Genomic DNA, 13,692 nt, shown 5'->3' with positions numbered 1-13,692 from the left:
GCCGCGCCGCGGCGCCGCTTCCTGCATGGAGCGGCCGGCGCGGTTCGGCTCCAGCGCCGGCGCGCCGAGGCCCAGCTCCAGATTCTCCAGCCGCTTGATCTCGTCGCGCAGCCGTGCCGCGGTCTCGAACTCCAGATCGGCGGCGGCGGCGCGCATCTTGCGCTCCAGCTCGGCGATGCTGGCGCGCAGGTCCTTGCCGACGAACTCGACCGGCCCGTCCTCCTCCGCCGCGGTGGGCGCAACGGTGACGTAGTCCTGCTCATAGACCGATTGCAGCACGTCGCTGATCTGCCGCCGGATGGTCTGCGGCGTGATGCCGTGCTCGGCATTGTAGGCCTGCTGCTTGCTGCGGCGGCGGTCGGTCTCCTCCAGCGCGGCGCGCATGCTGTTGGTCATGCGGTCGGCGTAGAGCACCACGCGGCCCTCGGCGTTGCGCGCGGCGCGGCCGATGGTCTGGATCAGCGAGGTGGTGGAGCGGAGGAAGCCCTCCTTGTCGGCGTCGAGGATGGCGACGAGGGCGCATTCCGGGATGTCCAGCCCCTCGCGCAGCAGGTTGATGCCCACCAGCACGTCGAACACGCCCTTGCGCAGGTCGCGGATGATCTCGATGCGTTCCAGCGTGTCCACATCCGAGTGCAGGTAGCGCACCTTGATGCCGGCCTCGGTCATGTACTCCGTCAGGTCCTCGGCCATGCGCTTGGTCAGGGTGGTGACGAGCACGCGCCCGCCCTTCCCCATCACCGTGCGGCACTCGGCCAGCAGGTCGTCCACCTGGCCCTCGACGGGGCGGATCTCCACCGGCGGGTCGATCAGCCCGGTGGGGCGGATGACCTGCTCAGCGAAGGTGCCGCCCGTCCGCTCCATCTCCCAGCCGCCCGGCGTGGCGCTGACGAAGATGGTGTCCGGGCGGAAGCTCTCCCACTCCTCGAACTTCAGCGGGCGGTTGTCCATGCAGGAGGGCAGGCGGAAGCCGAACTCGGTCAGCACCGATTTGCGCGCGAAGTCGCCCCGGTACATGCCGCCGATCTGCGGCACCGTCACATGGCTCTCATCGACGACGAGCAGCGCGTTCTCGGGCAGGTACTCGAACAGCGTCGGCGGCGGCTGGCCGGGGCCGCGGCCGGAGAGGTAGCGCGAGTAGTTCTCGATGCCTTTGCAGGAGCCGGTGGTCTCCATCATCTCCAGGTCGAAGGTGGTGCGCTGCTCCAGCCGCTGCGCCTCCAGCAGCTTGCCCTCGGCGGTCAGCCGCTCCAGCGTCTGCTTCAGCTCCACGCGGATGTCGCGGATCGCCTGCAGCAGCGTCGGGCGCGGCGTCACGTAGTGGCTGTTGGCGTAGACGGCGACGCTCTCCATCTCGCCGGCGATCTCGCCGGTCAGCGGGTCGAACTCGCGGAGGCTGTCCACCTCGTCGCCGAACAGGGAGACGCGCCAGGCGCGGTCCTCGAGGTGCGAGGGCCAGATGTCCACCGTCTCGCCGCGCACGCGGAAGGTGCCGCGCTGGAAGGCGGCGTCGTTGCGGCGGTACTGCTGCTCCACCAGCGCCTTCAGCAACTGCTCGCGCGCGATGCGCCCGCCGAGCTGCAGCTTGACCACCATGTTCGAGTACAGCTCGACCGAGCCGATGCCGTAGATGCAGGAGACGGAGGCGACGATGATGACGTCGTTGCGCTCCAGCAGCGCCTGGGTGGCGCTGTGCCGCATCCGGTCGATCTGCTCGTTGATCTGCGCGTCCTTCTCGATATAGGTGTCGGAGCGCGGCACATAAGCTTCCGGCTGGTAGTAGTCGTAGTAGCTGACGAAGTACTCGACCGCGTTCTCCGGGAAGAAGGACTTCATCTCGCCGTAGAGCTGCGCGGCCAGCGTCTTGTTCGGCGCCAGGATCAGCGTCGGGCGCTGCTGCGCCTCGATCACCTTGGCCATGCTGAAGGTCTTGCCCGAGCCGGTGACGCCGAGCAGCACCTGGTCCCGCTCCCCCTGCCTCAGCCCTTCCACCAGCTGCGCGATGGCGGTGGGCTGGTCGCCCGCCGGCTCATAGGGCGAGACCACCTGCAGCCGCCGCGTCTGCGGCGGGGCCGGGCGCTTGGGCGGCAGGAAGGGCGTGGCGGCGGGGATGATATGGTTCATGCGGGAATCACCGGATGCGCGGGATGGGCATGTGGGGCGCCGAGGAGCCGGATGCCAGCATCCGGAACACTCCATGAACAGGAGTGCGGGCGCGAATTAGCCTTTCCCTGCTTTTAACATTTCCGTGATCGACTCATGATTTTTAAGGGATGTTAACCTTTCTCCGCGAAAACCCCGTGGGAAAACCGGGTGTGGGTGCGGCTGTCGTGCCCCGGACGTTAAAGGGGCACAGAATGTGCGCGGTGCATGTTTTCCAGGAAGCCGACCGGCTCAGCGCCGCCGAGATCGCCGCGCTGACGGCCGGCCTGCGTGCCCTGCCCGGGCGCTGGAGCCTGTTCCCCAGCGTCGGCTGCGACGGCGAGGTGACGCTGCTCGTCGCTCCCGCCGCCTGGGCGGAAGAGGAGTGGTGCGTGATCATCCAGCGCTTCCCGCACGGCCTGCGCCTGCTGCTGAGCGTGGGCGAGGCCCTGGAGACGCTGGGCACGGCGCCCGACGTGCCGGCGGCCATCCGGCTGATGGCCGAGGCGGCACAGCGCCATGCCCCGGTGCCTGCCTGAGCGGAGGCTGGCAGAAGGCACCGCCGGCGGGCGGTGCCGCGCCTCAGATCGCCGCCGCCGCCAGGATGCGGGAGACGTCGCCGCCCCATTCCGACCCATAGAGGCGCAGCCAGCGGTCGGCCTGGGTCTCGCCGCTTTCCACGATGCGCTCCAGCGGCGCCAAGTGGCGCTCCTCGCCGAGGCCCCGGGCGCGCAGCCCGTCGCGCGCGATGGCCACCGCCACATGCGCCAGCTCGCGCACCGTGGCGCCGCGGAAGGGGGTGGCGAGCCCCCCCTCCGGCACCGCCACGCGCAGCGCCTGCATCTCCGCCACGTCCCAGCCGCGCACCAGGGCGGCGGCGGCCTTCTGCGCCGCGTCGTCGTAGAGCAGGCCGGTCCAGAAGGCGGAGAGGGCCACCATCATCTCCGGGCTGCCGGCATCGGCGCCGCGCATCTCCAGGAAGCGCTTGAGGCGGACATCGGTGAAGACGGTGGTCACGTGGTCCGCCCAGTCCCCCATCGTCGCCTCGATGCCGGGGTGGCCGGGCAGGCCGCGCGCCATGAAGTCGCGGAAGGTGGAGCCGGTGGCGTCGATCCACTGGCCCCCGCGCATCAGGAAGTACATCGGCACGTCGAGCACATGCTGCGCGAAGCGCTCGAAGCCGAAGCCCGCCTCGAACACCACGGGCGGGATGCCGGTGCGGTCCGGGTCCGTCTCGGTCCAGACGCGGCCGCGCAGGGTGCGCAAGCCGTTGGGCCGCCCCTCGCGGAAGGGGGAGTTGGCGAAGAGCGCGGTGGCCAGCGGCTGCAGGGCGAGGCTGATGCGCAGCTTCTCCACCATGTCGGCCTCGTCGCCGAAGTCGAGGTTCACCTGCACGGTGCAGGTGCGCAGCATCATGTCGAGCCCCATGGCGCCGACGCGCGGCATGTACTCCCGCATGATGGCGTAGCGGCCCTTCGGCATCCACGGCATGTCCTCCCGCCGGGCCAGCGGGTGGAAGCCGAGCGGCGCGAAGCCGAGGCCGAGCGGCGCGGCCACCTCCCGCACCTCGCGCAGGTGGTCCTCCAGCTCCGCCGCGGTGCCGTGCAGGTCCTCGAGCGGCGCGCCGGAGAGCTCGAACTGCCCGCCTGGCTCCAGGCTGACCGAGGCATCGCCGCGCTTCAGCCCGATCGGGTTGCCGCGGTCCAGGATCGGCTCCCAGCCCATGCGCTCCAGCCCCTCCAGCATGGCGCGGATGCCGCCCGGCTCGTAGGGCGGGGGGGAGAGGTCGTCGCGGCGGAAGCCGAACTTCTCGTGCTCGGTGCCGATGCGCCAGGCTTCGCGCGGCTTGCTGCCTTGCGCGAACCATTCCGCCAGCTGCCGCACGGATGTGATCGGCGTGAGATCGGCCTCGCCGGGATTCGACATGGTCACCTTCCATATGCCCGGGGCCCGGGGCGCAAAGTGCCCGGCGTGGCTGGCGTGCAGGAAAAAAGCTCAGGAGGGAGCGGCCCAGTCCCCCGCCAGTGCCTGAAGCACGGCGAGGCCCCCGACCGCTGCCGTCTCGGCCCGCAGGATGCGGGGCCCGAGCGCGGCCGGTGAAACAAAGGGTCGCCGGCGCACCGCGTCAAGCTCCGGCTCCGTGAATCCACCTTCCGGCCCGACGAGAAGCCCGATCGGCGGCGCCTTTCCCTGCAATACCACGCTGAGCGATGGTGCTTTGCCGCGCGCATCCCCCACCAGCAGGGGGGCGCCGTCCCAGGCATCGAGCGCCGCGTGCAGGTCGAGCGGGGGGGCGATCTCCGGCAGGTCCAGCCGCTCGCACTGCTCCGCCGCCTCGCGGGCGATGGCGCCGAGCCGCTCCAGGTTCACCCGCCCCACCACGCAGCGCGCGGTGAAGACGGGCTGGATGCGCCGCACGCCGAGCTCCGTGGCCTTCTCCACGATCCAGTCCATCGCGTCGCGCTTCACCGGCGCCAGCAGCAGCCGCAGGTCGGGCGAGGCGGCCTGGGGGCGGGTCTCGGCCTCGGGGCGGAAGCTCACCTTGTCCTTGCGCAGGGCGGCGATGCTGGCGCGCCACTCGCCGTCCCGGCCGTTGAACAGCAGCACCGGGTCACCCTCCCGCTTGCGCATCACCTGGCCCAGATAGTGGCCCTGGCCGGGCAGCCCCGGCAGCTCGGCATCCGCGCCCAGGGCGGCTTCGACATACAGGCGTGGGATGGACATGGCGCCCTCCGGCGAGGCTTATAGAGACGTGAACACGCACACCGATATCCGCGCCCGCGGCTGGGTCGCGCAACTCCCCGAGGGCTGGCAGCCCTTCGCCCTGCTGATGCGGCTGGACCGGCCCATCGGCGCCTGGCTGCTGTTCCTGCCGGCGCTCTGGGCCTTCGCCCTGGCGGCGCCGGGCTGGGGGGTGGGCGTGGCGCTCATCCTGCTGTTCGGCATCGGCTCCGTGGTGATGCGCGGCGCGGGCTGTGTCGTCAACGACCTGTGGGACCGCGACCTGGACCGGCAGGTGACGCGCACCGCCGGGCGCCCGCTCGCCTCCGGCGCCGTCTCGCCGCGGCAGGCGCTGGCCTTCCTCGGCGCGCTGCTGGCGCTCGGGCTGGTCATCCTGGTGCAGCTCAACGGGCTGTCCATCCTGCTCGGGGTCGTCTCGCTGGTGCCGGTGGCGCTCTACCCGCTGGCCAAGCGCGTCACGGACTGGCCGCAGGCGGTGCTCGGCCTCACCTTCTCCTGGGGCGCGCCGATGGGCTACGCCGCCGCCACCGGCCGGCTGGATGCCCCCGGCCTGCTGCTCTACGCCGCCGCCTTCCTCTGGATCCTGGGCTACGACACCATCTACGCCCACCAGGACCGCGAGGATGACGCGCTGGTGGGGGTGCGCAGCAGCGCGCGGCGCCTGGGCGAGCGCACGCGGCCCTTTCTCGTCGCCTGCTATGGCGGTGCCGTGGCGCTGCTGCTGGCGGCCGGCTGGCAGGCGGGGCTGGGGCCGCTCTTCTACCCCGCGCTGCTGGCGCCGGCGGCGGTGCTGGGCTGGCAGGTGGCGCGGCTCGACATCCACGACCCCGCCCGCTGCCTGCGCCTGTTCCAGAACAACCGCGAGGTGGGGCTGCTGATCGCCCTCGCCTTCCTGGCGGGCCGCCTGTGAGGCGCGATGACCCCAGGGATGATGGCGCCTTCATCGCCACCCACACCGCCATCGCCCGCCCGGCGCTGACGCCCGAGATCGAACTCCACCTCGCCACCGAGATCACGCCGATCTGGCAGGCCAGCGAGGACTGGCTGCGGATGCAGGGCATCGAGCCGCCCTTCTGGGCCTTTGCCTGGCCCGGCAGCCAGGTGCTGGCGCGGCTGATCCTGGACGGGACGATCCCCGTCGCCGGGCGTCGGGTGCTGGACTTCGCGGCGGGCGGCGGGCTGGCCGCTATCGCCGCCGCGCGGCGGGGCGCGGGCGCCGTGGAGGCCGCCGAGATCGACCCGCTGGCGATCGCCGCCATCCACCTCAACGCCGCGCTGAACGGCGTGGCCGTCGCCGCCGCCGAGGCGGATGTGGTGGGCCAGCCTCGGCGCTGGGACACGGTGCTGGCCGGCGATGTCTGCTACGAGGCGCCGATGACCGGGCACATCATGCCCTGGCTGCGCCGCCTGGCCGCCGAGGGGGCGGAGGTGCTGCTGGCCGACCCCGGCCGGGCCTACCTGCCGAAGGACGGGATGGAGGCCATCGCCACCATGCGCGTGCCGACGACACGGGAGCTGGAGGATCGCGACTGGCGGGACGTGACGATCTTCAGGGTAAAGTGAAGCATTTTTCTTTTTCTGAAGAAAAAGAAGCGAAAAGACCTTGTTCGTCTGGCGGTGCGCCAGCAACCTGCGCACCGCCAGACTGACAAAAGTTTTTTGGTTCTTTTTTACAAAAAAGAACCCTTCATGCCGCTTCGCTGAGTCCCCCGGCGGCGGCCACCACGCGCAGATGCGTGTCGGTCTCGCCGAACTGGTTCACCAGCATGGTCAGCCGCTTGAAGTAGTGGCCGGCCTTGTACTCCATCGTCATGGCGATGCCGCCATGCAGCTGGATCGCCTCCTTGCCGATCAACTCGGCCGAGCGGTTCACCAGCGCCTTGGCGGCGGCGATGGCCGGGCGGCGCACCGCCGGGTCCGGGTTCTCCGCCATCATCGCCGCGTACATCGACATGGAGCGCGCCTGCTCCAGCGCCACCAGCATGTCCGCCGCACGGTGCTGCACCGCCTGGAAGCTGCCGATGGTCACGCCGAACTGCTTGCGCTGCTTCAGGTAGTCCAGCGTCAGCTCGTGCAGCGCCTCCATGGCGCCCACCGCCTCGGCGCAGAGCGCGGCGAGCGCCACGTCCACCACCCGCTCCATCAGCGCCAGCCCCTCGCCCTCCGCGCCGAGCAGTGCATCGGCGGGGAGCGCGACGCCCTCCAGCAGCACCTCGGCGGCGCGCAGCCCGTCCTGCGTCGGGTAGCCGCGGCGCGAGACGCCCTGCGCATCGGCAGGAACAACGAACAGGGAAATGCCGTCGCGGTCCCGCCGCTGCCCGGCGGTGCGGGCGGAGACGATCAGGTGCTGCGCGCTGTCGCCATGCAGCACCAGGCTCTTGGCGCCATCCAGCACCCAGCCGCCATCGGTGCGGCGGGCGGTGGTGGCGACGTCGAACAGGTCGTCGCGCGACTGGCGCTCGATCTGCGCGAAGGCCAGGGTGGTGCTGCCCTCGGCGATGCCGGGGATCAGCGCCTCCTGCTGCGCCGCGCTGCCGCCGAGGCGCAGGAAGCCGCCGCCAAGCACCACGGTGGCGAGATAGGGCTCGACGGCGAGGCCACGCCCGATCGCCTCCATCACCGTCATCGTCTCGACGGCGCCGCCGCCGAAGCCGCCCTGCTCCTCGCTGAAGGGCAGGCCGAGCAGCCCCATCTCGGCATATTGCGACCACAGCTTCGGGCTGTAGCCCTGCGGGTTGTCCTGGTGGTGCTTCCGCTTCTCGAAATCGCCATAGGCGTCGGCCATCAGCCGGTCGACGCTCTCCTTCAGGAGGCGCTGTTCCTCGGTCAGATCGAAATCCATGAAACTCTCCTGTCTCAGAGGCCCCCTGTCAGAGGCCGAGGAAGGCCTTGGCGATGATGTTGCGCTGGATCTCGTTCGAGCCGCCGTAGATCGACACCTTGCGGTAGTTGAAGAACTGCGGCGCCACGGCATCCGCCCAGTCCGGCCCCACGGGCGGCTCGTTGTGCGAGTGCCCCGGCATGGCGGCGGCATAGGGGCCGGCCACCGTCATCATCAGCTCGGTGGCCATCTGCTGGATCTCGGAGCCCTTGATCTTGAGGATCGAGGAGGTGGGGTCCGGCTTGTCGGCGGCGCGGTGGCGCTGCGCGGCGACCGCGCGCATCTGGGTGATCTCCAGCGCCTTCAGCTCGATCTCGGCCATGGCGACGCGGTGGCGGAAGCCCACATCGTCCCACAGCATGCCCTCGCCGGCCGGCGTCTCCTTGGCGCGCGCCTTGACCAGCGCCAGCTTCTCCTTCGAGAAGCCGACGCGGGCGATGTTGGTGCGCTCGTTGGAGAGCAGGAACTTGGCGTAGTCCCAGCCCTTGTTCTCCTCGCCGACGAGGTTCTCGACGGGCACCTTCACGTCGTCGAAGAAGACCTCGTTCACCTCGTGCCCGCCATCGATGGTGATGATCGGCCGCACGGTGATGCCCGGCGTCTTCATGTCAGCCAGCAGGAAGGAGATGCCCTGCTGCTTCTTCGGCGCCGCCGGATCGGTGCGGACGAGCAGGAAGATCCAGTCGGCGTGCTGGCCGAGCGTAGTCCAGGTCTTCTGCCCGTTGACGATGTAGTGGTCGCCCTCGCGCTTCGCCGTGGTCTTGAGGCTGGCGAGGTCGGAGCCGGAGCCGGGCTCCGAGAAGCCCTGCGCCCACCAGATGTCGAGGCTGGCCGTGGCGGGCAGGAACTTCTGCTTCTGCTCCTCGCTCGCGAAGTTGGCGATGACCGGCCCGACCATGGCGACGTTGAAGGAGAGCGGCATCGGCACCGCGTTGAACTGCACCTCCTCCGTGTAGATGTAGCGCTGCACGGGGGTCCATTCCTTGCCGCCCCACTGCACCGGCCAGTTGGGCGTGGCCAGCCCCTCGGCGTGCAGGATGCGGTGGGCCTGCGCGATCTCGTCGCGCTCCAGGTGGCGGCCCTCGCTCACCTTCTGGCGGATCTCGGCCGGGATCTTGCTGCGGAAGGTCGCGCGCAGCTCGTCGCGGAAGGCGATTTCCTCGGGCGTGTAGCGGAGTTCCATGGCGGCGTCCCCTCTCAGCAGATCTCGAACAGGCCGGCGGCACCCATGCCGGTGGCCACGCACATGGTGACGATGGCGCGCTTGGCACCGCGCCGCTTGCCTTCCAGCAGCGCATGGCCCACCAGCCGCGCGCCGCTCATGCCGAAGGGATGGCCGATCGAGATGGCGCCGCCATTCACGTTCAGCTTCTCCTGCGGGATGCCGAGCTGGTCGCGGCAGTAGATGGACTGCGAGGCGAAGGCCTCGTTCAGCTCCCACAGGTCGATGTCGTCCACCGTCAGGCCCTGGCGCTTGAGCAGGCGCGGCACGGCGAAGACCGGGCCGATGCCCATCTCCTCCGGCTCGCAGGCGGCGCTGGCGAAGCCGCGGAAGATGCCGAGCGGCTTCAGGCCCCGCCGCGCCGCCTCCTCCGCCGACATCACCACGCAGGCGCTGGCGCCGTCCGAGAGCTGGCTCGCATTGCCGGCGGTGATGAACTGGCCCTCGCGCACCGGCTTCAGCTTCGCCAGCCCCTCCAGCGTGGTGTCGGCGCGGTTGCCCTCGTCGCGGTCGAAGATCTTGGTCTGCTTCGACACCTCGCCCGTGGCCTTGTCCGTCACCGCGTAGGTGACTTCCATCGGCGCGATCTCGTTGTCGAACACCCCGGCCTTCTGCGCGGCGGCGGTGCGCTGCTGGCTGAGCAGCGCGAACTCGTCCTGCGCCTCGCGCGAGATGTTGTAGCGCTCGGCCACGAGGTCGGCGGTCTCGATCATGCTGTCGTAGAGATGCGGGCGGTGCTCGGCCAGCCAGGCGTTGCGCGCGGCGGCGCGGTCCACCTTCGGCACGGTCAGGCTGATCGATTCGAGGCCGCCGGCCACGGCGACATCCACGCCATCCACCATCACCCGCCGCGCGGCGTTGGCGATGGCATCGAGCCCCGAGGCGCAGAAGCGGCTGACCACCATGGCGGCCGTCTCCACCGGCAGGCCGGCGCGCAGCAGCCCGGCGCGGGCGATGTTGCCGCCCGTGGCGCCCTCGGGGTAGCCGCAGCCCAGGATCACCTCCTCCACCGCCGCCGGCTCCACGCCCGCGCGGGAGAGGGCGTGGCTGATGGCATGCGCCGCCATGTCGGCGCCGTGGGTGATGTTCAGGCTGCCCCGCGCCGCGCGGCCGATCGGCGTGCGGGCGGTGGAGACGATGACGGCTTCCCTCATACGGGCATTTCCTTGTGGGTTGTCTCTTGCGCCGCCGCTTCTTCCTCGCGGAGGCGGGCGGCCAGCAGCTTTCCGGCCGGGCTGCGCGGCAGGGCGGCGCGCAGCTCCAGCGCCGCGGGCATCTCGTGGCGGCCGATGCGGTCGGCCAGGAAGGCGCGCAGCGTCTCCAGCGTCAGCACCGGCGCCGTGTCGCGCAGCTTGACGAAGGCCTTGGCCGCCTGCCCCCGGTAGGGGTCCGGCACGCCGATGACGAGGCATTCCTCGACATCCGGGTGCTCGTAGATGGCCTGCTCGATCGCCGCCGGATAGACGTTGAAGCCGGAGGAGATGATCATGTTCTTCCGCCGGTCCACCAGCGTGAAGTAGCCGGCCTCGTCCATCCAGCCGAGATCGCCGGTGAGGAACCAGCCATCGCGGAAGGCGGCGGCGTTCTCCTCCGTGCGGTTCCAGTAGCCGGGGAAGACATTGGGGCCGCGGATGGCGATCTCGCCATGCTCGCCGGGCGGCAGGGCGCGGGAAGGGTCGTCGAGCGCCACGACGCGCATCTCCACCCCCGGCAGCGGCAGGCCGATCATCCCGGCGCGCTTCGGGCCGTGGAAGGGCATGCGGCTGCCGGCCGGCCCCGTCTCCGTCATCCCCCAGCCGCCGCCGACGCGGAGCTTCAGCAGCGCCTCCAGCCTCTGCTGCACCTCGAAGGGCATCGGCGCCCCGCCCGAGGAGCATTGCCGCAGCGAGGAGAGGTCCCGCCCCTCGATGCCGGGCAGGTTGAGCAGGCCGATCAGCATGGTCGGCACGCCGGGGAAGATGGTGATGCGCTCGCGCTCGATGAGGTCCGCCGCCTGCGCGGCGTCGAAGCGCGGCAGCAGGATCTGCTCGTTGCCGTCGGCCAGGTGGCGCAGCAGCACGGCGGCCAGCATGTAGATGTGGAACAGCGGCAGCGCCCCCAGCACGCGCTGCGCGCCGGGCTCCAGCGTGTCCGTGTCACGCCAGGCGCGGTAGATGGAGACGGCGGCGGTGAGGTTGCGGTGCGTCAGCATCGCGCCCTTGGGCCGGCCGGTGGTGCCGCCGGTGTATTGCAGCAGCGCCACGGCGTCCTCGTCCAGCACCGGCCAGGGCGTGCCGTCCGGTTCCGCCAGCGGCAGCGAACAAAAATCCGGCTGCGCCGGGGCCGGCGTGCCGCCCCATTCGGCTTCCGGCGCCAGGAAGGCGCGCTCCACCGCGCCTTCCTTCAGCAGCCGCAGCGCGTTGGGCAGCAGCGTCGGGAAGTCGGTGGTGACGAGCCAGCGGGCGCCGCTGTCATGCAGCTTGTGCAGCAGCTCGCGCGGCGCATCGAGCGGCGAGAGATGCACCACCCGCCCCCCCGCGCGCAGCACGCCGAAGAAGCAGGCGGGGTGCCACGGCGTGTTGGGCAGGTAGAGGGCCACCGCCTCGCCCGGGCGCAGCCCCCCGGCCAGCAGCCCGGCGGCCACGCGGTCGGCGAGCGCGCGCAGCCCCTCGAAGGAGAGCACGGCGTCGCGGTAGCGCAGCGCCGGGCGCGCGCCCCAGCGCGCCGCCGCCGCATCCAGCAGCGCCGGCAGGGTGGAGGTCTCGATCGGCGCGTCCCACCGCCCCTGGGGCGGGTAGGACGCCTCCCAGGGGTGGGGGGCGCGGGTCACCGGCGGCGCTTCGCTCAGGCGGCCTTCGCCTCGGCCTTCAGCCCGGCGAAGGAACCGCCCTCGGCGGCCAGCTTCGCCAGCAGCGGGGCGGGCTTGAGGCTGTCGTCGCCGGTCTGCGCCGCATAGGCGGCGAGGCGCTCGGCAACGTGCTTCAGCCCCAGCGCATCGGCATGGTGCATCGGGCCGCCGCGCCAGGCCGGCCAGTTGTAGCCATAGAGCCAGACCACATCGATGTCGCCCGGGCGGGCGGCGATGCCTTCCTCCAGGATGCGCGCGCCCTCGTTGATCATCGGGTAGATCAGCCGCTCGGCGATCTCCTGCTGGCTGATCTCGCGACGCTGGATGCCGAGCTTCTGCGAGACGCCCTCGATGATGCCCTGCACCTCGGCCGATTCCACGCCCGCGCGCGCACCCTCAGGGTAGTCATAGTAGCCCTTGGCGGTCTTCTGGCCGAGGCGGCCGGCCTCGCACAGCGCGTCCGCCACGGGGGCGCTGCCGCCCGTCGCCTTGCGAATGCGCCAGCCGATGTCGAGCCCGGCCAGGTCGCCCATGGCGAAGGGGCCCATGCGGAAGCCGAAATCGGTCAGCGCCTTGTCCACCTGGGCGGGCGTCGCGCCTTCCTGCAGCAGGCGCTCGGCCTGCTGGGTGCGGCGCGCCAGCATCCGGTTGCCGACGAAGCCGTGGCAGACGCCCACCACCACCGGCACCTTGGCCAGCTTCTTGCCGATCTCCACCGCCGTCGCCAGCGCCTCGGGCGAGGTCTTCTCGGCGCGCACCACCTCGAGCAGCTTCATGACGTTGGCGGGGGAGAAGAAGTGCATCCCCAGCACGTCCTGCGGCCGGGAGGTGGCGGCGGCCATGGCGTTGATGTCGAGATAGGAGGTGTTGCTGGCCAGGATGGCGCCGGGCGCGATGCTGTCCAGCTTGCCGAAGATCTCCTTCTTCAGCTCCAGCTCCTCGAACACCGCCTCCACCACCAGGTCGGCGCCGGCGGCGGCCTCGAGGCCCACCTTGCCCTCGATCAGCCCCATGCGCTTCGCATGCGCCTCGGCGCTCAGGCTGCCGCGCTTGACCGAGGTGGCGTAGATGCCGTCGATCCGCTTCAGGCCGCGCTCCAGCGCCGCCGTCTCGGTCTCGATGATCGTCACCGGGATGCCGGCATTGGCGAAGGCCATGGAGATGCCACCCCCCATGGTGCCGGCGCCCAGCACCGCGACGCGCGCCACCTTGCGCGGCTGCGTGCCGCGCGGCAGGCCGGGGATGTGCGCCGCCGCGCGCTCGGCGAAGAACACATGGCGCAGCGCCAGGCTGCGCGGGTCGTCGCGCAGCTGGGTGAAGAAGGCGCGCTCGCCCGCCAGACCCTGCTCCAGCGGCATCTCGAAGGCGTTGCGCACGGACTGCACGATGGCCGCCACCTGCGGCTCCTCGGCGGCGCGCTTGGCCAGCTTCTGCGCCGCCGCCTCGAAGGCCTCGCGGGCGCCGGGGGCGGTCAGGCGGTCATCCCGCACGTTCAGGCGCGGCGGCAGGGGCGCCGCGGCCAGCGCCCGCACCTTGGCCTTGGCGGCGGCGATCAGGTCGCCCTCCTCCAGCGCATCGGCGAGGCCCATCGCCACCGCGTCACTGGCAGAAACCTTGTCGCCCGAGGCGGCCAGCGCCACCGCCTTGTCGGCGCCGATCAGGCGCGGGGTGCGCTGCGTGCCGCCGGCGCCGGGCAGGATCCCGAGCTTCACCTCCGGCAGGCCGAGCTGCGCGCGCGGCCCGACGATGCGGGCATCGCAGCCCAGCGCCACCTCCAGCCCGCCGCCCAGCGCCGCGCCATGGATGGCGGCCACCACCGGCTTCGGGCAGGCCTCCAGCGCCGCGATCACCTCGTTCAGGCTGGGCGGCACGGGCGGC

Annotated in this window: 11 protein-coding genes; 3 read left to right on the top strand and 8 right to left on the bottom strand. The window is 71.3% G+C overall.

The genetic code is table 11. The features are described from left to right. Nucleotides 1–2,124, bottom strand: a 2,124-nt coding sequence (uvrB, locus tag ACZJYS_RS17035; RefSeq protein ID WP_493179702.1) for an excinuclease ABC subunit UvrB, incomplete at its 3' end; no start/stop codon positions are given. Between the two features lie 242 nt (nt 2,125–2,366). On the opposite strand from uvrB, the gene ACZJYS_RS17030 reads away from it, so the two are divergent. Then, nucleotides 2,367–2,681, top strand: coding sequence for a hypothetical protein (locus ACZJYS_RS17030; protein ID WP_493179701.1), 315 nt, complete (start codon nt 2,367–2,369; stop codon nt 2,679–2,681). Between the two features lie 43 nt (nt 2,682–2,724). On the opposite strand, the gene ACZJYS_RS17025 is transcribed toward ACZJYS_RS17030, so the two are convergent. Next, a complete protein-coding gene (locus ACZJYS_RS17025) occupies nt 2,725–4,068 on the bottom strand; it encodes a glutamate--cysteine ligase (RefSeq protein WP_493179700.1) in 1,344 nt (447 codons plus the stop codon). Between the two features lie 69 nt (nt 4,069–4,137). Next, nucleotides 4,138–4,866, bottom strand: coding sequence for a 16S rRNA (uracil(1498)-N(3))-methyltransferase (locus ACZJYS_RS17020; RefSeq protein WP_109515594.1), 729 nt, complete (start codon nt 4,864–4,866; stop codon nt 4,138–4,140). Between ACZJYS_RS17020 and ubiA the strand changes: the two genes are divergently transcribed. Further along, a complete protein-coding gene (gene ubiA, locus ACZJYS_RS17015; RefSeq protein ID WP_493179699.1) occupies nt 4,859–5,794 on the top strand; it encodes a 4-hydroxybenzoate octaprenyltransferase in 936 nt (311 codons plus the stop codon). The genes ACZJYS_RS17020 and ubiA overlap by 8 nt on opposite strands. Then, nucleotides 5,791–6,447: a class I SAM-dependent methyltransferase gene (locus ACZJYS_RS17010; protein ID WP_493179698.1), complete on the top strand. Its 657-nt coding sequence runs from the start codon at nt 5,791–5,793 to the stop codon at nt 6,445–6,447. The genes ubiA and ACZJYS_RS17010 overlap by 4 nt, the downstream gene beginning before the upstream one ends. 124 nt (nt 6,448–6,571) lie before the next feature. Here the strand turns inward: ACZJYS_RS17010 and ACZJYS_RS17005 are convergent, their stop codons facing one another. The 5 genes from ACZJYS_RS17005 to ACZJYS_RS16985 all read right to left on the bottom strand — a co-directional run. Then, nucleotides 6,572–7,726: an acyl-CoA dehydrogenase family protein gene (locus ACZJYS_RS17005; RefSeq protein WP_109515597.1), complete on the bottom strand. Its 1,155-nt coding sequence runs from the start codon at nt 7,724–7,726 to the stop codon at nt 6,572–6,574. Between the two features lie 28 nt (nt 7,727–7,754). After that, nucleotides 7,755–8,948, bottom strand: coding sequence for an acyl-CoA dehydrogenase family protein (locus ACZJYS_RS17000; RefSeq protein WP_493179697.1), 1,194 nt, complete (start codon nt 8,946–8,948; stop codon nt 7,755–7,757). A 14-nt stretch (nt 8,949–8,962) separates the two neighbouring features. Then, nucleotides 8,963–10,141, bottom strand: coding sequence for an acetyl-CoA C-acyltransferase (locus ACZJYS_RS16995; RefSeq protein WP_493179696.1), 1,179 nt, complete (start codon nt 10,139–10,141; stop codon nt 8,963–8,965). Next, nucleotides 10,138–11,796: an AMP-binding protein gene (locus ACZJYS_RS16990; protein ID WP_493179695.1), complete on the bottom strand. Its 1,659-nt coding sequence runs from the start codon at nt 11,794–11,796 to the stop codon at nt 10,138–10,140. The genes ACZJYS_RS16995 and ACZJYS_RS16990 overlap by 4 nt, the downstream gene beginning before the upstream one ends. A gap of 14 nt (nt 11,797–11,810) precedes the next feature. Next, on the bottom strand, nt 11,811–13,692 hold a 1,882-nt coding region (locus tag ACZJYS_RS16985), incomplete at its 5' end, for a 3-hydroxyacyl-CoA dehydrogenase NAD-binding domain-containing protein (protein ID WP_493179694.1).

The organism is Roseomonas sp. TS2 (assembly GCF_058833935.1).
This window is presented reverse-complemented; position numbering and strand designations above follow the sequence as displayed.

What these genes read in the sequence shown, in the direction of transcription:
- ACZJYS_RS17000 (WP_493179697.1), bottom strand. Translation starts at nt 8,948, where the DNA reads ATGGAACTCCGCTACACGCCCGAGGAAATCGCCTTCCGCGACGAGCTG.
- ACZJYS_RS16995 (WP_493179696.1), bottom strand. Translation starts at nt 10,141, where the DNA reads ATGAGGGAAGCCGTCATCGTCTCCACCGCCCGCACGCCGATCGGCCGC.
- ACZJYS_RS17020 (WP_109515594.1), bottom strand. Translation starts at nt 4,866, where the DNA reads ATGTCCATCCCACGCCTGTATGTCGAAGCCGCCCTGGGCGCGGATGCC.
- ACZJYS_RS17005 (WP_109515597.1), bottom strand. Translation starts at nt 7,726, where the DNA reads ATGGATTTCGATCTGACCGAGGAACAGCGCCTCCTGAAGGAGAGCGTC.
- ubiA (WP_493179699.1), top strand. Translation starts at nt 4,859, where the DNA reads ATGGACATGGCGCCCTCCGGCGAGGCTTATAGAGACGTGAACACGCAC.
- ACZJYS_RS17025 (WP_493179700.1), bottom strand. Translation starts at nt 4,068, where the DNA reads ATGTCGAATCCCGGCGAGGCCGATCTCACGCCGATCACATCCGTGCGG.